General features: G+C 38.9%; 19 protein-coding genes. 12 read left to right on the plus strand and 7 right to left on the minus strand.

Translation table 11 applies throughout. The annotated features are described in order from the left end of the window. The first annotated feature begins 58 nt into the window (after positions 1 to 58). From POD11_RS16885 to POD11_RS16920, 8 genes are all read left to right on the plus strand, one after another. Positions 59 to 655: an undecaprenyl-diphosphatase gene (locus POD11_RS16885; RefSeq protein WP_239969287.1), complete on the plus strand. Its 597-nt coding sequence runs from the start codon at positions 59 to 61 to the stop codon at positions 653 to 655. 318 nt (positions 656 to 973) lie between these two features. Beyond that, a complete protein-coding gene (locus POD11_RS16890; protein ID WP_009392840.1) occupies positions 974 to 1930 on the plus strand; it encodes a TerC family protein in 957 nt (318 codons plus the stop codon). A gap of 188 nt (positions 1931 to 2118) precedes the next feature. Next, on the plus strand, positions 2119 to 2484 hold the full coding sequence (locus tag POD11_RS16895) for a hypothetical protein (RefSeq protein ID WP_224993797.1): 366 nt from the start codon (positions 2119 to 2121) through the stop codon (positions 2482 to 2484). Between the two features lie 21 nt (positions 2485 to 2505). Next, positions 2506 to 3666 (plus strand): glutathionylspermidine synthase family protein, encoded by a 1161-nt coding sequence (locus POD11_RS16900; RefSeq protein WP_262458053.1) that lies wholly within the window; start codon positions 2506 to 2508, stop codon positions 3664 to 3666. A gap of 291 nt (positions 3667 to 3957) precedes the next feature. Next, positions 3958 to 5013 (plus strand): aromatic ring-hydroxylating oxygenase subunit alpha, encoded by a 1056-nt coding sequence (locus POD11_RS16905; RefSeq protein WP_262458054.1) that lies wholly within the window; start codon positions 3958 to 3960, stop codon positions 5011 to 5013. Positions 5014 to 5069: 56 nt separating this feature from the next. Beyond that, a complete protein-coding gene (gene guaD / locus POD11_RS16910; protein WP_262458055.1) occupies positions 5070 to 6395 on the plus strand; it encodes a guanine deaminase in 1326 nt (441 codons plus the stop codon). 214 nt (positions 6396 to 6609) lie between these two features. Then, positions 6610 to 7137 (plus strand): hypoxanthine phosphoribosyltransferase, encoded by a 528-nt coding sequence (hpt, locus tag POD11_RS16915; RefSeq protein WP_002115408.1) that lies wholly within the window; start codon positions 6610 to 6612, stop codon positions 7135 to 7137. A gap of 172 nt (positions 7138 to 7309) precedes the next feature. Further along, positions 7310 to 7561, plus strand: a complete 252-nt coding sequence (locus POD11_RS16920) for a GlsB/YeaQ/YmgE family stress response membrane protein (protein WP_002115476.1) — start codon at positions 7310 to 7312, stop codon at positions 7559 to 7561. Between the two features lie 52 nt (positions 7562 to 7613). On the opposite strand, the gene POD11_RS16925 is transcribed toward POD11_RS16920, so the two are convergent. Both POD11_RS16925 and dmeF read right to left on the minus strand, forming a co-directional pair. Continuing rightward, the gene (locus POD11_RS16925) at positions 7614 to 8312 is read right to left on the minus strand and encodes a DsbC family protein (RefSeq protein ID WP_262458057.1); all 699 of its coding nucleotides are present in this window, start codon (positions 8310 to 8312) and stop codon (positions 7614 to 7616) included. A gap of 94 nt (positions 8313 to 8406) precedes the next feature. Continuing rightward, positions 8407 to 9384 (minus strand): CDF family Co(II)/Ni(II) efflux transporter DmeF, encoded by a 978-nt coding sequence (gene dmeF / locus POD11_RS16930; protein WP_271743744.1) that lies wholly within the window; start codon positions 9382 to 9384, stop codon positions 8407 to 8409. 42 nt (positions 9385 to 9426) lie between these two features. Between dmeF and POD11_RS16935 the strand changes: the two genes are divergently transcribed. Continuing rightward, on the plus strand, positions 9427 to 9690 hold the full coding sequence (locus POD11_RS16935) for a metal/formaldehyde-sensitive transcriptional repressor (protein WP_016142629.1): 264 nt from the start codon (positions 9427 to 9429) through the stop codon (positions 9688 to 9690). A gap of 49 nt (positions 9691 to 9739) precedes the next feature. Here POD11_RS16935 and mnmE read toward each other — a convergent pair whose 3' ends face one another. The 5 genes from mnmE to rpmH form a co-directional block, all read right to left on the minus strand. Further along, a complete protein-coding gene (gene mnmE, locus POD11_RS16940) occupies positions 9740 to 11095 on the minus strand; it encodes a tRNA uridine-5-carboxymethylaminomethyl(34) synthesis GTPase MnmE (RefSeq protein WP_262458062.1) in 1356 nt (451 codons plus the stop codon). 90 nt (positions 11096 to 11185) lie between these two features. Further along, positions 11186 to 12946 (minus strand): membrane protein insertase YidC, encoded by a 1761-nt coding sequence (gene yidC / locus POD11_RS16945; protein ID WP_262458063.1) that lies wholly within the window; start codon positions 12944 to 12946, stop codon positions 11186 to 11188. Positions 12947 to 12951: 5 nt separating this feature from the next. Continuing rightward, on the minus strand, positions 12952 to 13272 hold the full coding sequence (gene yidD, locus POD11_RS16950; RefSeq protein ID WP_016142632.1) for a membrane protein insertion efficiency factor YidD: 321 nt from the start codon (positions 13270 to 13272) through the stop codon (positions 12952 to 12954). A gap of 10 nt (positions 13273 to 13282) precedes the next feature. After that, positions 13283 to 13675, minus strand: coding sequence for a ribonuclease P protein component (gene rnpA / locus POD11_RS16955; protein ID WP_005063921.1), 393 nt, complete (start codon positions 13673 to 13675; stop codon positions 13283 to 13285). A gap of 29 nt (positions 13676 to 13704) precedes the next feature. Continuing rightward, positions 13705 to 13839 carry a 50S ribosomal protein L34 gene (gene rpmH, locus POD11_RS16960; protein ID WP_000831329.1) on the minus strand — a complete coding sequence of 45 codons (135 nt, stop codon included), beginning with the start codon at positions 13837 to 13839 and terminating at the stop codon, positions 13705 to 13707. Positions 13840 to 14520: 681 nt separating this feature from the next. Here rpmH and dnaA point away from each other — a divergent pair. The 3 genes from dnaA to recF all read left to right on the plus strand — a co-directional run bounded on the left by dnaA (position 14521) and on the right by recF (position 18273). After that, a complete protein-coding gene (gene dnaA / locus POD11_RS16965) occupies positions 14521 to 15930 on the plus strand; it encodes a chromosomal replication initiator protein DnaA (protein WP_262446722.1) in 1410 nt (469 codons plus the stop codon). 97 nt (positions 15931 to 16027) lie between these two features. Then, complete coding sequence (dnaN, locus tag POD11_RS16970; RefSeq protein WP_002115478.1) at positions 16028 to 17176, plus strand: DNA polymerase III subunit beta; 1149 nt, start codon at positions 16028 to 16030, stop codon at positions 17174 to 17176. 14 nt (positions 17177 to 17190) lie between these two features. Then, complete coding sequence (gene recF / locus POD11_RS16975; protein WP_002115479.1) at positions 17191 to 18273, plus strand: DNA replication/repair protein RecF; 1083 nt, start codon at positions 17191 to 17193, stop codon at positions 18271 to 18273. Positions 18274 to 18312: the final 39 nt, after the last annotated feature.

Here is an 18312-nt window from a genome sequence, read left to right on the forward strand (position 1 = left end):
AGACCTTAAGCTTAATTCTTTATCATAGCTCACGTTTTTGTTCTTGTTTGGAATATGAATGTCTTTAGAAACACTCAACCTTAGCTTATTCCATGTAATTAATGGGGCTCAGGATGCGAGTCAATTTATCATTCGTCTTGCTATCTTCTTTGCTAATGATCTCCTCTATATTCTTTTATTCATCCTTACATTCTTATGGTTTTATGGCGATCAAGATTTAAAAAATAGGGTCATTAAATCTGTCTTTTTAACCTGCGTATCGCTTTTAGTGGGCTATGTTATTTCGCTGTTTTACCACCACCCAAGGCCATTTGTGATGGGGGTGGGTACAACTTTTATTGAACATGCGCCAACAGCATCTTTTCCAAGTAATCATATGCTGATTTTTAGCACCATCGCTCTGTCTTATTTGTTTGCTCAGCGCAAAATGATTGGAATTATTCTTTTATTTTTATCATTTGTGGTGGCGTGGTCACGTATTTATTTAGGTGTGCATTTTCCTTTAGACATGTTGGGCGCTTTTATTGTCGCGCTACTGGTCAATGTAGCGGGTTATTACTTCTGGAACATTTATGGTACGCCTTTAACGGCATTCTTTATTCACCTATACCAAATTATATGTAAACCGCTTTTAGACCGTGGTTTGATTAAATAACCTAGAGATTTTTTTTGCATTAAAACCACGACATTAAGTTCAGTTGCGTAATACAAAAAAATCTGCCATTCTATGTGAACTTGGATATGTTTTATCCAATACAGAATTTAGTTTGACAAGGGGAGTAGCCTCCTCCAAACATAACAGCAATGTTATGTGTCAGATATCGTCAATACACTTTTATTAAAAAGTCGGTATCTGAGCATCGTGAAATTCATGATGTAGGCAAGACCTTGATCATGTTGATACAGATGTTTAATTCATCTGGCAACTGGTCGAGGTTTTTTTATGCCCAATTGCCGGATGTATGGAGGATTTATGGAAACAATCGGCAATTTATGGCTGTATATAGCATTCTTTGGCATCGTCATTGTGATGCTCTTAATTGACTTTTTAGGCTTTAAGCAGAAGCAAGGACAGGATGTCTCAATTAAGCAAGCTGCTTACTGGAGTGTGGCGTGGGTAAGCGTCGCGGCTTTATTTGGTGGTGGTTTATGGCTTTACCTGCAACAAACGGTTGGGGTGACCTTAGCAAACCAAAAAACCATGGAATACTTTGCAGGTTACTTACTTGAAAAGTCCCTCGCAATTGACAACGTTTTCGTGTGGTTAATGATTTTTGCGGCTTTTGCTATACCAGCTGCGCTGCAACGTAAAATTTTGCTCTACGGCGTATTAGGCGCAATTGTACTGCGTACCCTCTTTATTTTTATTGGTGCATGGTTCGTTCAAGAGTTCTCTTGGGTGCTTTATATTTTCGGTGCGTTCTTGGTATATACAGGTTTCAAGTTCTTAAAAGGTCAAGAAGAAGAAACCAATATCGAAGACATCAAAATTTTAAAATGGTTACGTAACCATATGCGTATTACTCCACAGCTTGAAGGAGACAAATTCTTTGTACGTCAAAACGGTTTATTGTGGGCAACGCCGTTATTTTTAGTATTGATTTTGGTTGAAGCTTCAGACGTGATTTTCGCAGTAGACTCTATTCCTGCTATTTTCGCGGTAACGAGCGATCCATTTATTGTTTTAACAGCAAACCTAATGGCAATTTTAGGTTTACGTGCAATGTTCTTCTTACTTGCTGGCGCTGCGACTAAACTGCATTATTTGCCATATGGCTTAGGCATCATCTTATTGTTCATTGGTGCAAAAATGTTGTTGCTTGATGTATTCCACATGCCAATCTGGATCTCATTAAGCTTTATCGTAATAGTGTTAGCAATTACGGCTTACCTCTCTTTACGACATAACAAAAAGCAATTGCAGTCTTAATTCATCACAACAAGACATCTACATGTGAGATGTCTTGTTATCTAAATTTTCAAAATAGGCTGTACTTTAAAAAAACAGATTAATATCATATGCCCACCTAAAATTTATCTTTCCTAATCAGAAACATAATAGATAACAGCTATTCGGTATTTTATGCCGAACATACTTATTAAAATGTGTGGAGTCTCATGCGTTCTAAAAAAATTAATCTCGTCGTTGTACCTCTATTACTCACGGCATGTAGCCATAATGATGGTCCTTTAGTACAAGACGTATATAACAACCAATATGACTGTGCTCGCGATTGGAACACCCAAACTTGTAAAGAAGAAAATAGCTCAAGTGGACATGGTTCTAGTTATGCCGGTAGCCGCTATTTAGGGCCTGCGTATTATCGAAATAATCGGGAAGTTTCTTATCATGGCAATACATTACACCCTTATAGCAATTTGAGTATAGGTCGCCCCATTATTTCAAGTACGGCGAAAAGCGCTTCTTCTTCATCCCCAATTCGTGGTGGTTTTGGCCGTAGCGGTTTTTCTTTTGGCGGCTAAGTCTTTAGGCATTCACTTAATATGAAAAGAAAAATATTTACTCCGCGCCCAGACTGGCAAGTGGAGCATCAAAATATTGGTTTCGATTATTTTAATTTACCTTCTCTTGATGGCTCAATTTACTGGTCAGAAGGTGTTGCGTATGAGTTTACCCTTAAACAGATTGAACAACTGGAAGATGCGGCAAATGAACTACATCAGATGTGTTTATCGGTAGTAGGAGATCTCATTCAACGCGGGGACTATCCAACTTATTTTCAAATTCCAGAAACAGCCATAAGCCACATTGAACATTCGTGGAAACAAAATGCGCCCATGCTCTATGGTCGCTTTGATTTCGCTTACGATGGGCGAAATATCAAAATGCTGGAATATAACGCGGACACACCGACTGGCTTACTCGAAGCTTCTGTCGCTCAGTGGCTGTGGATAGAACAGGTCTCGGGTATTGCAAACCGAGATCAATTCAATAGCATTCATGAAGACCTGATTAAACGCTGGAAGACGATTTTACCGCGTGGTAGCCATGTACATTTTGCTGCCTGTCAGGAAGCCGGAAGGGAAGACTGGGGTAATTTAGAGTACTTGATGGATACGGCTTATCAAGCTCATCTACAAGTTTCCGAGCTTTCTATGGAAAACATAGGCTGGAATGGACAAGATTTTGTCGATCTGCATAACCGTCCCATTCAAAACATATTTAAGCTCTATCCATGGGAATGGATTTGGGAGGAAGCCTTTTCTCAATATATTCACCCACACACACAGTGGATTGAACCCTGCTGGAAAATGTTACTTTCAAATAAAGCGATTTTGGTTGAGCTTTGGAAACGTTATCCAAACCATCCATTGTTGGTCGAAACCCATATTTATGACCCGCAACAAGTTTTGTCTGGCAAATGGGTGAAAAAGCCGATTTTGGCAAGGGAAGGGGCCAATATTCGAATTTTACAAGATGGTCACGACCAAGGCTCAGCTTCTGGTAGCTTTTATTTTGATGACTATGACAAATACGGATATGTTGTACAAAAATGGGTAGATACCCCATTATTTTCAGGACAACTACCTACACTCGGTTTATGGATGATTGGACATCAATGTGCAGGCATGTCTATTCGTGAAGATTGTTATGACATTATCGGTAATGATGCTCACTTTGCAGCACATTATTTTGTCGAGTAAAAACGTATAGAAATTTATAAAAAAGCACTTTAAAAGTGCTTTTTTATTATGCTTGGTCCGCAATCAAACAGTGCATTTTAGATATATAACAAATAATGAATATTTATTTTTAAAGCTAAATTAGAACAAAAATTCAAAAATATAATAATTTAATCTTATGAATTTTAAAAACTTTATTCTCATTTTCAAAATTAAAAAGTGATATTGGCAAGCTCTTTGCATCTCCTAAAAAGAAAAAAGCCTAGATTTTAAGGGCTCGCGAGAGCCCTGATTTTTTTAAGGAGTGATGCTATGAATGCTATTCCAACTTTAACGCCACTTGCCATGCCATGTAACAGCAGTTTTGATGCAAAAGATTGGGAAATTTTATCAAGTCATTGGTATCCAGTTGCCCGTATTCAAGATATCTCTACCGCGCCTCAACGCGTCACGCTACTAGACGTCAACATGGCACTCTATAAAACAGAAAGTGGTGAAATTCATCTGGTCCGAGACATTTGTCCTCATCGCGGTGTTCCTTTAACCAAAGGTTGGGTCGATGGTGATGACATTGTGTGTCCTTATCATGGTCTACGCTATAACACCGAAGGCAAATGTATTCAAATACCAGCTCAACCCGAGTTAACCAAAATTTCTGATCGTTTTTCTCTGACCAAATTTCCGGTTGTGCAAAGATACGGCCTCATTTGGACCAGTATTCATGGTCGTGATATTACTCAAGCCAATATTCCTGTATTAGATACTTGGGACCATGCAGAGCATCAAGCGATTTTGCCACCTTTTGTGGATATTGGCGGCTCTAGTGGACGTCAACTTGAAGGGTTTATTGATGTCGCTCATTTTGCTTGGGTACATCACAATGCCTTTGCGAGTCGTGATAATCCCGTCGTCCCTAAATATCACACTGAACGTACTGAATATGGCTTAAAAACGATCTATATCAGCAATGTCAGTAACTATCCGCATGAGCTAAAGCATCTCGAACCAGAAGGCTTTTTATGGAAGCGCACCTTTGAAGTCTATCCACCTTTTTCAGCCGTGCTTACAGTCGATTTTCCAGAAGGTGGGGTCTTAAAAATCTTGAATGCGTGCTGTCCTATTTCGAGCAATAAAACCCGTTTATTTGTTCCACTCACCCGTAACTTTGATCAGACAGGTGATTTAGAAAAGGTATACGCATTTAATGCTCAAATTTTTGCCGAAGATCAAGACATGGTCGAATCACAAAAGCCAGAAGAACTACCACTTGATTTAATAATGGAAGCACATTTCGAAGCAGACCGTTCATCAACGACTTATCGACGGATTTTGGCTGACTGGGGACTAAGTAAACGTTATACCGTTTAAATCTTGGCTAACTGGGGTACAATCAACCGAAAAAAGTGAAAATATATAGGCTTTCCATGTCATCGATTGCAAATACCACCGTTGTGCGTGGTCGTTTTTTAGATATTCAACAAACTGTCTCTGAGCCAACTGATATTCCAAATCAAGTACGTTATTTGGAAGATGGTGTATTGATTAGTGAACATGGAAAAATCAAATGGTTTGGAGCATGGGAAGACGCTCAAGCGCATCTACCGGCTGGAGTTGAGGTTCAACATTATCCAGAACAATTGATTGTACCTGGCTTTATTGATACCCATATTCACTTCCCACAAACTGAAATGGTTGGAGCATACGGCGAACAGCTTTTAAGCTGGCTCAATACTTATACATTCCCAACTGAAATCCAGTTTCAGGACAAAGCATATGCAAGTGAAATTGCCCAGTTCTTTGTTCAAGAACTCTTAAAACATGGTACAACCACAGCACTGGTTTTCTGTACAGTCCATCCGGAATCTGTTGATGCCTTATTTGAAGCCGCAGAACACGTTCAGATGCGTTTAATTGCCGGTAAGGTACTCATGGACCGCAATGCCCCTGAAGCGCTGTGTGACACACCAGAAACGGCTTACAGCGACACAAAAGCACTCATTGAAAAATGGCATGGTAAAGGCCGTGCTCTGTATGCGATTACGCCACGTTTTGCACCGACTTCTACACCTGAGCAATTAGAAAGAGCAGGGCAGTTAAAACAAGAATTTCCGGATGTTTACGTACATACGCATTTAAGTGAAAACAAAGATGAAATAGCTTGGGTAAAATCTTTATTTCCTGAACAAGCAGGCTATTTAGATGTTTATCAACATTATGGCCTGACTGGTAAGCGTTCTGTATTTGCGCATTGCGTTCACTTAGAAGATGAAGAATGGCAATGCATGCATGATACGCAGTCTGCTATCGCATTTTGCCCAACTTCAAACTTGTTCTTAGGCAGTGGTTTATTCCCATTGAAAAAAACATGGGAAAAACAAGTAAAAGTGGGTTTGGGTACAGATATCGGTGCTGGTACATCGTTTAGTTTACTGCAAACTGTTAACGAGGCTTATAAAGTTCAGCAGTTACAAGGTGATAAACTCTCCGCTTATGAAGCGCTTTATCATGCAACTTTAGGTGGAGCAAAAGCGCTTGATTTACAAGAGCAGTTAGGCAACTTCAATATCGGTAAAGAAGCAGACTTTGTTGTATTGAATCTTAAGCCGACCGCATTACAGCAACTGCGCCAGTCTAAATCCAAATCTGTTGAAGATTCGCTGTTTGCTTTATTCACTTTAGGTGATGACCGTAATATTGAGGCGACTTATATTTATGGAAAACGTGCTTATCAAAAAGAAACAGCCCAATAAAAATCGGGTGGTTAAGTTTTTGTTATTATTTGGAATATGTGCTGTTGTGTTAAAGCGTGATCGACATAATCCGCAAAATGATAAAATTTCAAAGCCATCAAAGGGTGCATGAAACGTCATTTTGCTTTAAAATTTTACCATTAACTCAGATTTTCGAGGTGTTGCAGGTCAACACCTTTTTTATTTTTTCTTTTATATCTTGTAGGAATCTGCCATGACTGTTGCAATGAGCATCATGATTTCAACCGAAGAAATTCAAGCAAAAGTCAAAGAGCTCGGCGAGCAAATTAACGCTCACTATGCAAATAGTGATAAAGAATTAGTCCTTATTGGATTACTTCGTGGTTCTGTTATTTTCATGGCAGACTTGTGCCGTACAATTACCAAACCGCATGAACTTGACTTCATGACAGTGTCTAGCTACGGCGGTGGTACGACTTCAAGTCGAGATGTTAAAATCTTAAAAGATCTTGACGGTGAAATACGCGGTAAGGATGTACTGGTTGTCGAAGATATTATCGACTCTGGCAATACCTTAAGCAAAGTAGTTGAAATGTTGCAAACTCGTGAGCCAAATTCGATTCAACTTTGCACATTAGTGAGTAAACCATCTCGCCGTGAAATTGATCTCGAAGTTAAATTTTTAGGTTTTGAAGTAGAAGACAGATTCATTGTAGGCTACGGCTTAGACTACGACCAAAAATATCGCCACTTACCTTTTATCGGTGAAATTGGTTTATAAATTTCATAAAAATAGCACCGCAAGGTGCTATTTTTTTATATAAAACCTTAGCTTTGAACAAAAAAGACACAAAAAGTCGCAATCTGCTACAGACAAAATAGACAGCTCTACCGCACGATAGAATATGAAGCAAAATCATTAACTTCATCAAAAAAACAACTGGAGAACAAATATGTGGTCACTTATTGTCGCTATTGTAGTTGGTTTCTTTGCTGGCTTAATCGCTCGCGCTTTGCATCCAGGGGATGATAAAGCAGGTTTCATCGTAACTACCTTGATTGGTATTGCAGGTTCACTTTTAGCCACTTATGGTGGTCGTTTACTTGGACTTTATGGCGAAAACTCAGCTGCGGGCTTCATCGCATCCGTGATTGGTGCCATCGTTATTTTGTTTATCTACAATTTGATTGCACGAAAAAGCTAAACTTTAATTCATTTATAAAAAAAGCACCTTGGGGTGCTTTTTTTAATTTATTTTAAAGGCCTAACTCTTTCCAAACTGCCTGAATTTCTTCAGCAGAGCGTGCGCCCACCAGCTTAAAACCATTTGCAAAAATTAAGGTAGGAGTGCCATTAAAACCTAGTTTTTTTCCTAATTCCAAATTACGGTCAATTGGGTTTACACAGCTCGCAGCTATTGGTTTAACCCCTTGCTGAATCAGTTTTTTCCATGAGTAAGATTGATTCGGTGCACACCAAACCTGTCTAGAAACCACAATAGACTGAGGCTTTAGAGGATAGATAAAGTTATAAATAGTTACGTCTTTAAGCTTATCGAGTTCAGGTTCAAGCTGCTTGCAATAAGGACAGTTTGGATCAGAAAAAACGGCTAAAACATGCTGTCCATTACCTTTGACTGTTTTAATCGCATCTTTTAAAGGTAGCTGTTTCCAATCAATTGAGTTTTGTCCTAACACCAAATCTTTGGTTAAGTTCTTCTGGTCTTTTAATCGAATCATAGAACCAACAAACATATGCTGCCCATCTTCACCTACATAGATGATTTGCTGATCCAGATTAGCGCTGTACAGCCCAGGCATTTCGGTTTTCTGAATATTACTAATTTTCAAATTAGGATATTGTTTTTTAATATTTTCCCTAACAGTATCTACATTAGCGAAACTCATAGTTGCAGTTAAGCTAAATAACGCCAATATTCCTAATTTTTTAAGCATAAAACCGACTCTAAGTAGGAGAGGAGATCATTTTAATCAGTTCTGTTTTCAAAAGCTGAATTGATTACCGAGTTATAACCAAACTGCCACTCATTTATGCCAATGTTTCACGTGGAACATAAGTAGGTTTTAGAATATTAATTTCTACTGATATATGCACAATTTCCTCATGAATCGATAAAGCATGACGAATCTGGTCTGCATTTAAAGAAATATCATCAGTCTCTAGGGCCAAAATACAAGAAAACTTACCTTTGGCGACTTTCCAAACATGAATATCCGTAATTTCAAGGTTCTTAGGAAATTCTGCAATCACTTCACGAATTTCTTCTACCACTGGATGATCCATTTCTGCATCTAGAAGGGTTTTCCCTGTCTCTTTCATTAAGCCAAGAGACCATTTTGCAACCAAAATAGCACCTAAAATCCCTAAAAGTGCATCTAAAAAATCCCATCCGAAATATTTACCTGCGAAAAGCGCAACAATTGCAAAAACAGAAGTGACCGCATCTGCAACCACATGTAAAAAAGCAGCTTTTTGGTTTAAATCATGGTGATGATGCCCGTGGTCATGCTCATGATGGTGATGGTGATGGTGATGGTGCCCATCATCGTGAAGTAACCATGCACAAATCAAGTTAATGACCAGACCTAAGATTGCAATTGGAATCGCTTCGTTATAAAAAATTTCAACTGGATTAAATAAACGTTGTATCGACTGAAATGCCATAAAAATAGCGACAACCATCAGCAAAATTGCACTGCTATAGCCCGCTAAAATCTCGATTTTCCATGTTCCGAAACTAAACCGACGATCTTTGGAGTAATGTCGAGCCGCACGATAAGCAAAATAGGCTAAACCGAGTGCCAACATATGTGAGCTCATATGCCAACCATCAGCCAGAAGCGCCATTGAATTAAAAAACCATCCACCGAATATTTCTAATACCATCATGGATGCCGTTAAAATTGTTGCAATCAAAATACGTTTTTGTGCAAGTGGATTTCCTTCATCAAACTGATGTTGATGATGACGTGATACACTATGTTCCTGCATAAAATTTAAACCCAATATACTCCCTACCAGTATATTAAATTATACAAGAGAATACAGATGAGTCACATCGGTCAGGATAAAAAAATAGTTAATCGTGTAAAACGACTAAAAGGGCAAATCAATAGTATTGAGCATGCTGTTGAGCAACCAGATATTTCATGCATAGAAATACTTCAACAAGTTGCTGCAATTAAAGGGGCAATAAATGGCCTGATGAGTGAATTAATGGAACAGCACTTACACCACCACGTGCTCAAAGAAGCAAAAGTCGATCAGAATGAATTAGATGAGTTTTTAAAGGTTTTAAAAAGATACGGTTAACAAAATGACTGAATGACACAGCTAAGTGCATCATTCAGATTTTTTTTAATTATTTTCCAATACAAAATGAACCAAAGATTTTGCCTAAAAGGTCATCGGCACTAAAGTCGCCAGTAATTTCACCTAAAGCATTTTGAGCAAGACGTAGTGATTCAGCAACCAGTTCACCTGCATTAAATACAACGAGTTGCTCACGTGCTTCTGAAAGATAGAGCTGTGTGCGCTTCATTGCGTCTAAATGACGTGTTCTTGCAATAAAGGTGTCTTCCTCAGGGTGAAAGCCTGCATGCACTGTAATCGCATCTACGAGGCCTTGTACGCCCATCTCTTGTTTCGCTGAAACTGTAATATGACGGAACCCTTGATAATCGCCTATTTCAGCTAATTGACCAGTTAAATCGCATTTATTACCAATTAACATTAAACGACGTGGTTCAATGTGTTCAGCAAAATATTCTTGAGCAAGTTTTAATGGGTCATCACCTTGATTTAAATCATAAACCAGTAATAACAAATCAGCCTGTTCAATTTCTTTGATTGCTCTACGAATCCCTTCTTTTTCAACGATATCTCCTGTTTCACGAAGGCCCGCAGTATCTGTTAAGGTGATTGGTAGACCATTTAAGCTAATTTTTTCATGCAAAACATCACGAGTTGTACCGGCAATATCAGTCACAATTGCACGTTCAACACCAGCAAGTGCATTCAATAAGCTCGATTTACCCGCATTTGGTTTACCCGCAATAACAACTTGCAAACCTTCACGTAATAATTGCCCTTGTCGTGCAGAGGTTTGAACAGCATGTACCGACTGCTGAACATCTTCAAGTAGAGCTAAAATTTTGCCATCTGCCAAGAAATCGATTTCTTCTTCAGGAAAATCAATTGCGGCTTCAACATGTAAGCGTAAATGAATCAGTTTTTCTAAAACTGTATTAATTTTTGTTGAAAAAGCGCCTTGTAAAGAACGAACTGCAGAGCGTGCCGCAGCTTGCGAAGTCGCATCAATCAAATCAGCAATAGCTTCCGCTTGTACCAAGTCCATCTTGCCATTTTCAAAAGCACGCATGGAAAATTCGCCAGCTTTTGCAGCGATTGCGCCCAGCTCAAATAGACGTCCCAGCAAGGCATTTTGAATGACTGGACCACCGTGACCTTGTAGTTCTACAACATCTTCACCTGTAAACGAGTGAGGATTGGGAAAGCATAGAACAATCCCTTCATCCATAATGCTGCCATCAGCATCATAAAATTTACGAAAACCCGCCATACGCGCTTCTGGCAAGTTTTTATGTGTCAGTTTTTGAGCAATTTCATAAGCCTTAGGTCCAGATAGGCGAATCACGCCCACACCACCACGCCCTGGTGGCGTTGCAATTGCGGCAATCGTGGTTTGACTTTGCATATTATTCACCTAAAAACCTAAAATCCAGCCAAAGAAAAATCCGCCTAAGATTACCATCTTAAGCGGATTTATTCAGCAAAAGTTCAACGATTAAGAAGCTGATTCAGTCTTATTGATACGACCTTTTTCAACGCTCTTATTAATAAACGACTGCTGTAAAATAGTAATACTGTTGTTCACAATCCAGTACAGCACGAGACCTGCCGGGAAGAACAACATAAATACCGTGAACATAATCGGCATAATGCGGAACACTTTTGCCTGCATTGGATCAGCGGGTTGCGGGTTCAACATTTGCTGCGCAAACATGGTAGCACCCATGATTAACGGCAAGATGAACCAAGGATCCATTGCTGACAAGTCTTGAATCCAGCCTAACCATGGTGCATGACGTAATTCCACACTTTCCATGAGTACCCAGTACAAAGCAAGGAAAATTGGCATTTGTAGCAATAATGGTAAACAACCTGAAAGTGGATTTACTTGTTCACGCTTGTATAAAGCCATCATTTCTTGCGAGAAGCGCATACGGTCTTCACCGAACTCTTCTTTCATGCGTTGCATTTCTGGTGCAATCACACGCATTTTCGCCATAGAACGATAACTTTTTGAAGATAAAGGCCACAAGATCATCTTCACCATAATGGTAAGCAAGATGATTGACCATCCCCAGTTACCCACAATGCTATGGAAGAATTGAAGACCTAAGAACAAGAGCTTAGCAATTGGCCATAACCAACCATAATCAACAGTCTGATTTAAACCTACAGCTAAATCTTTTAATTCAGATTGTACTTTTGGACCTGAATAAAGTTTTGCATCCACTTCCATTGAAGTGCCTGCCGGAACATTAATCACTGGTGAGGTAAAACCAATGATATTCATATGATCAGCAGATTGACGAGATTCAAGCTTAGCTACATAAGGCTGACCATTGGCTTGAGTCAGCTTAAGATTTCCAGGAATCCAAGCACTTACAAAGTAATGCTGAACAATTGCAACCCATCCACCCTTCGCTTCAGTATTTACTTTTTCTTCTGAGAAATTAGCAAATTTAAGCTTATTGTAATGTGCATCAGGTGTTCCCCAAGCTCCCCCTAAGAAAGTTCCTAGAGTGAAAATACCTTGAGAAGACTTACCAGGATCTTCAGAATTATCGCGCTTTAATTGTCCAAACATCTGACCTTGCCAGCTTTGTTGGCTACGGTTAATGACTTGATGTTTTACAACAATTGGATATTGACCTTGAGTAAAGGTAAAAGTCTTAATAATTTCAACGCCTTCAGGTGTTTTAAATACCATTGGAACGTTTAAAACTTTTTCAGATTGACCCTTTTGGTCCTGTACACCCTTAGCATCAGCCAAAGTATATGATGTCTTTTCAACAGCATATAATGGACGACCACCACGACTACTATCTGGTCCATTCAAACCAATTAAGCCAGATTGAGCAACATATGTACGCTTGGCATCATTTTCAAGCATAACAAAAGGTTGATCGCTGTCTTTGCTTTTGTCGTGTGAGAGTAATTCAATACGAACAATATCACCACCTTTTGGATTGATCCAAATATGGTAAAGGTCAGTTTGTACTGAAATAAGCTGTTGATTCACAGGTGCAGTTGCATCTGTGGTTTGTGACTGCGCAATATTTGCTTGTGGCACATCGGAAGCCACTGTTGCATTTTTAGCATTTGGCAAATCAGCAGATACTTCATGCGAGCTTACAGCCGCCGCTTGTTGTTGCGGTGCAGTTACAGCATTTCCATAATCTTTTTGCCAAGCCAAAATGAGCAAATATGCGGTGACAAACATGGCCCCGAGAATTGCAAACCTGGCCCATTGTTGCATATCTATTACCCCAAATGGTTAGAGAGATTTTGCTTCAGTAAACGATCACGAAAGGGTACAGCAACATGATGCGTTTGAGAATCTATTTGATGAAACGAAATAAAACGAATTGCTTTTGGCGGTACCGGATCATATCCAGATCCTCCCCACGGATGACAACGACAAATCCGTTTAGAAGATAACCAAACGCCTTTTATCGCACCATGAGTGTGCAGTGCTTCTATCGCATATTGGGAACAAGTCGGGATATAACGACAACGGGGTCCAAGAAGCGGACTAATCGCAATTTGATACAGTCGAATCAACCAACGTAGAAAACGGACCATTGGCTATCTCTTAATTCTGCGAGGTTGTGCCAACTTTAGAATGTTTTTTTGCTAAGCGCTGTAATTTTTGCCAAGCAAAATCTAATTGTTGATATAGCTCAGCATTCGTAATCGTTTCTATACCAACTTTCGGCATCACTACAACATCTATGTCTGATCCAAAATTCGGCTGATGTAGACGAAAGCTCTCACGAGCAAGACGTTTTATTCGATTTCTTTCATGCGCTCGGCGCACTTTTTTCTTAGCAACAACAATACCCAAACGGCTTTTAGGCTGTTCGGTTAATTTTGCAAGAAATAAAAAATGGGGTTGATGCACTTTAAAAAGCGCACCATCAAATACACTTTTATAATCTGCAGCACAGCGTATTCGCACGTCTGTGCTAAAACTGTAAAGTGTCATCACACCCAAGTCTGGTCAGCGTAACAGTATTAAACAGTTAAGCTATGACGACCTTTTGCACGACGACGAGCTAATACTTGACGACCAGCTTTAGTTGCCATACGAGCACGGAAACCATGAACGCGTTTACGCTTTAATTCAGATGGTTGGAAAGTACGTTTCATATTGAAACTCCCAAAAATGATCTTTCTATAAAGGTCCGCGATTTTATTGTGCAATGTTTACGCTGTCAATGAAAAACCAAGAAAGTTTTGTATTTAACCCAAATTTTTAATCTTTTTACTTCTTTTTATTCTTTCCATAATTTAGGTCAATATATAGCTTTAAAAGTTATACACAAAGTAATTGTCTATTTTTATTAGAACTTTTAATATATACACACCTTATATACATATTTATCAACAAAACAAGATATCATCTTCGTTTTGTTTTGCTGCATTTGAATTTAAATTCATATTTTGCAGTTATCCACAAAAGATCATTCTCCTATTAAATAAATTCAAATTTAGAAATTTAAATTTATTCTTATTAGGGATAACTTTTTCTGTGGATTCCGCACTTTTAAATTTAAAAAACATATATTTGGGTTGTTGATAACTCTGTTTTTATTATATTTATGGATTGTGGATAAGTTTATGTGTTAATTTATCCACAGGTTGTGCAAAAAGTTATACACAAGCCGATTTGAATTTAAATTTATTCACAAGAGATTTCTTTTTAGACAAAATCAAACGAAATCGTCATGACAGATGTGGATAACTTGGTTAGAATGGCGACCCCTTCTCATCAGGAAGGGTTAATCTTTAGATTATTTGAATTTAAAAACGCAGAAATAGGGGATACACATGCTGTGGACAGACTGCTTAACTCGCTTGCGACAAGAGCTCTCTGATAACGTCTTTGCGATGTGGATTCGCCCATTAGTTGCTGAAGAAGTAGAAGGTATACTGCGTCTTTATGCACCTAATCCTTATTGGACGCGTTACATTCAAGAGAACCATTTAGAATTAATTTCTATATTGGCCGAACAGTTATCAGAAGGGCGTGTGCGTCAGGTTGAGATTTTAGTTGATTCTCGTCCTGGTAGTATTTTGTCATCGAGTGAACAGCCAGCAACTACAACGGCTGCTTTACAAACTGCGCCTCAACAAAGCTTTAAAGTAAAAAAAGAACCGGATGCTATTTCCAATACACCTACTACTAATAGTGTAGTAAACCCAAAAACGCCGAAAAAGAAGCTATTAAATCCTCAATTTACTTTTTCTTTATTTGTTGAAGGCCGTTCGAACCAGATGGCTGCTGAAACATGTAGAAAAGTGTTAACACAATTAGGTGCTTCACAGCACAACCCTTTATTCTTATATGGTCCGACAGGCTTAGGTAAGACTCACTTGATGCAGGCAGTTGGTAATGCTTTATTACAAGCCAAGCCTAATGCACGGGTGATGTATATGACCTCGGAGAGTTTTGTTCAGGATTTTGTAAGTTCTTTGCAAAAAGGCAAAGTGGAAGAGTTCAAGAAAAATTGCCGTTCTTTAGACTTACTATTGGTTGATGATATTCATCTCTTAGCAGGTAAAGAAGCAAGCCTAGTTGAGTTTTTCTATACATTCAATGCCTTACTTGATGAATCAAAACAAATTATTTTAACCTCAGATCGGTACCCGAAAGAATTGACCGAGTTGGATCCTCGTTTGGTATCTCGCTTTTCTTGGGGTCTTTCTGTAGGTGTTGAGCCTCCAGATATTGAAACTCGTATCGAAATTTTATTGAAGAAAGCTGAAAATAGCGGCGTTGATTTACCTCGAAACTGTGCATTATTCATTGCACAACAAGTAGTTGCCAACGTCCGGGAACTTGAAGGGGCACTCAATAAAGTCGTTGCAATTTCTCGATTTAAAGGTGCGCCGATCGATCTTGATGTTGTCCGTGAATCTTTAAAAGATGTATTGGCAATCCGTGCACGTACAATTAGCGTAGAAAATATCCAACGTGTGGTCAGTGAATATTTCCGAATTCCTTTAAAAGAATTGGTAGGACCAAAACGGACACGTATTTATGCTCGACCGCGTCAGTTAGCAATGGGTCTTGCTCGTGAATTGACGGGTGATAGTTTTCCTGAAATTGGAATGGCTTTTGGTGGGCGTGACCATAGTACGGTGATGCATGCTTGTGAAAAAGTTGTGAGTCTTCGAGAGGAAGATCCGATTTTTGACGAAGATTATAAAAATCTACTGCGTCTACTTCAGAGTTAATGAAATAATAAGACGTTGTTGCAAAGTCTACGTAAGTGCAGCATAGTACACAGCTAAAAAATGAAATATTTGCTCCAAGTTGCTAGAGGAATGAATCGTGCGTTTGAAAATCGCTAAAGAAAGCTTACTCAATGTTTTATCGCATGTTGTCGGTGCGGTAGAACGTCGTCATACATTGAATATTCTTTCAAACGTCAAAATTCAGACTAATGCTCAGGCACTCACCATTACTGGTTCTGATTTAGAAGTCGAACTGGTTGCCAGTACTGTTTTAACAGAAGGGGCATGCATTGAAGCAGGTGAAACAACTGTTCCTGCTCGTAAGTTGATGGAAATTTGTAAATCATTGCCTACAGCTGCATTGATAGATTTACAAATTACTGAAGATCAGAGATGTATCTTAAAGTCTGGTAATAGCCGTTTTGTATTAGGTACTTTACCGGCAGAAGATTACCCGTTATTAACCACTGAAAATAGTCAAGGTACACAAGTACAGGTTACTCAACGTGAGTTAAAGCGTTTATTTGAAAAAACAGCTTTTGCTATGGCTGTACAGGATGTGCGTTTCTATTTAACTGGTACTTTATTAGAAATTGATGAAAATCAATTACGTGCAGTAACAACAGATGGTCACCGTTTAGCACTTTGTGAAATCACTGCTTCTTCTACATCATCTCAATTGGTTCAAGCAATTGTGCCTCGTAAAGCTGTGGGTGAATTGCAGCGTTTACTCAGTATTGAAGATGAACAATTAACATTGCTCATCGGTCGTGAATTGTTAAATGTCACGATTAATACACCGAGCCGTGACAAAGAGCAGGGCGATATCACTGTTCGTTTTACGACGAAATTGATTGATGGAAAATTCCCTGATTATCGTCGTGTAATTCCACGTGGTGGCGATAAACATGTGTTAATTAGCCATGATGTGTTCAAACAATCATTACAACGTGTCGCAATTTTGAGTAATGAGAAGTTACGTGGCGTTTTCTTGAATTTTAATCAAGATTCTTTACAGCTACGTGCAAATAACCCTGAACAAGATGAAGCGATTGAAGATTTAGCAATTCAGTACCAAAACATACCGCTTGAAATGTCGTTTAATGCGCAATATTTGCTAGATGTTTTAGGTGTGCTTGATGGTGATGATGTAAATATGAGCATGACTGAAGCAAACCAGTCTGTATTGGTTCAAGATCCGGCACATCCTGACCAGACGTATGTCGTAATGCCAATGCGTGTATAATTCGGCTGATTCATATGCATCTTACGCGTTTAAATATTGAACGTGTGCGTAATTTAAAAACGGTTGCACTCCAAGGGTTGCAACCGTTTAATGTATTTTATGGCGCTAACGGTTCAGGAAAAACTTCAATTCTGGAAGCAATCCATTTGCTTGCAACAGGGCGGTCATTCCGTACCCATATACCCAAAAATTATATTCAATATTCTGCCGAAGATGCGATTGTCTTCGCCCAGTCCGCAACTGAAAAAATTGGCATGCAAAAGTTAGCCTCTGGTGAGCAGTTGATGAAGGTCAATGGCGATACGGTGGCTACACAAGGGCAACTCGCGAAACTGCTGCCTTTGCAACATATTGACCCACAAAGTACAGATATTATTGATCATGGGGCAAAACCTCGCCGTCAGCTTTTAGATTGGCTGATGTTCCACGTGGAACCTGAGTTTTATTTTGCTTGGCAATATTATTCTCGTGCATTGAAACAGCGTAATACCTTACTTAAAACCAGACGGAATATTTCTTTAGCGGATTTAGAGCCGTGGAACAAAATGTTGAGCGATTATGGGGAAATTTTACACTCTCAACGTTTAAGTATTGTGGAACAATGGAATGTCTTTTTTCAAAATGATTTAAGTCAATTACTACCTGATCTGGAGATTGAACTGGAATATAGTCCGGGTTTTCATACAGAGCAGGGACTTATGCAAGACTTGCTGAATCAACATCAAAAAGACATCGAAAGACGCTATACCGAATATGGTCCACATCGTGCAGATTTGCGCTTGAAAACCCCGTTTGGACATGCTGACGTTGTTTTATCAAGAGGTCAGAAAAAACTGCTGATTATTGCCTTAAAACTGTCACAAATTGCAATGTTGCATGCGAGTAATAAGGAAACTGTGGTATTATTAGATGATCTGACAGCAGAATTAGACTTAACCGCACAACAACGTTTAATTGAACGATTAAGCCAACTTGGTAGCCAGGTTTTTATGACAACTTTAGATCATGCATCGGTAAAAAAACACTTACATGATCTGTCTATTTCATATCAATTATTCAATGTTGAATCCGGTCAAGTTAGTCTTGCTTCACCATAATTTTTTGATGTTATCCATCTTTGAATAAACCTATATTTG

This window comes from Acinetobacter sp. P1(2023) (assembly GCF_028367635.1).
Classification (GTDB): domain Bacteria; phylum Pseudomonadota; class Gammaproteobacteria; order Pseudomonadales; family Moraxellaceae; genus Acinetobacter; species Acinetobacter pittii_E.

Bases quoted from the DNA above. Each gene is read 5' to 3' on its own strand.
- POD11_RS16885 (WP_239969287.1), top strand. From the start codon at position 59: ATGTCTTTAGAAACACTCAACCTTAGCTTATTCCATGTAATTAATGGG.
- POD11_RS16890 (WP_009392840.1), top strand. From the start codon at position 974: ATGGAAACAATCGGCAATTTATGGCTGTATATAGCATTCTTTGGCATC.
- POD11_RS16895 (WP_224993797.1), top strand. From the start codon at position 2,119: ATGCGTTCTAAAAAAATTAATCTCGTCGTTGTACCTCTATTACTCACG.
- POD11_RS16900 (WP_262458053.1), top strand. From the start codon at position 2,506: ATGAAAAGAAAAATATTTACTCCGCGCCCAGACTGGCAAGTGGAGCAT.
- POD11_RS16905 (WP_262458054.1), top strand. From the start codon at position 3,958: ATGAATGCTATTCCAACTTTAACGCCACTTGCCATGCCATGTAACAGC.
- guaD (WP_262458055.1), top strand. From the start codon at position 5,070: ATGTCATCGATTGCAAATACCACCGTTGTGCGTGGTCGTTTTTTAGAT.
- hpt (WP_002115408.1), top strand. From the start codon at position 6,610: ATGACTGTTGCAATGAGCATCATGATTTCAACCGAAGAAATTCAAGCA.
- POD11_RS16920 (WP_002115476.1), top strand. From the start codon at position 7,310: ATGTGGTCACTTATTGTCGCTATTGTAGTTGGTTTCTTTGCTGGCTTA.
- POD11_RS16925 (WP_262458057.1), bottom strand. From the start codon at position 8,312: ATGCTTAAAAAATTAGGAATATTGGCGTTATTTAGCTTAACTGCAACT.
- POD11_RS16935 (WP_016142629.1), top strand. From the start codon at position 9,427: ATGAGTCACATCGGTCAGGATAAAAAAATAGTTAATCGTGTAAAACGA.
- mnmE (WP_262458062.1), bottom strand. From the start codon at position 11,095: ATGCAAAGTCAAACCACGATTGCCGCAATTGCAACGCCACCAGGGCGT.
- yidC (WP_262458063.1), bottom strand. From the start codon at position 12,946: ATGCAACAATGGGCCAGGTTTGCAATTCTCGGGGCCATGTTTGTCACC.
- yidD (WP_016142632.1), bottom strand. From the start codon at position 13,272: ATGGTCCGTTTTCTACGTTGGTTGATTCGACTGTATCAAATTGCGATT.
- rnpA (WP_005063921.1), bottom strand. From the start codon at position 13,675: ATGACACTTTACAGTTTTAGCACAGACGTGCGAATACGCTGTGCTGCA.
- rpmH (WP_000831329.1), bottom strand. From the start codon at position 13,839: ATGAAACGTACTTTCCAACCATCTGAATTAAAGCGTAAACGCGTTCAT.
- dnaA (WP_262446722.1), top strand. From the start codon at position 14,521: ATGCTGTGGACAGACTGCTTAACTCGCTTGCGACAAGAGCTCTCTGAT.
- recF (WP_002115479.1), top strand. From the start codon at position 17,191: ATGCATCTTACGCGTTTAAATATTGAACGTGTGCGTAATTTAAAAACG.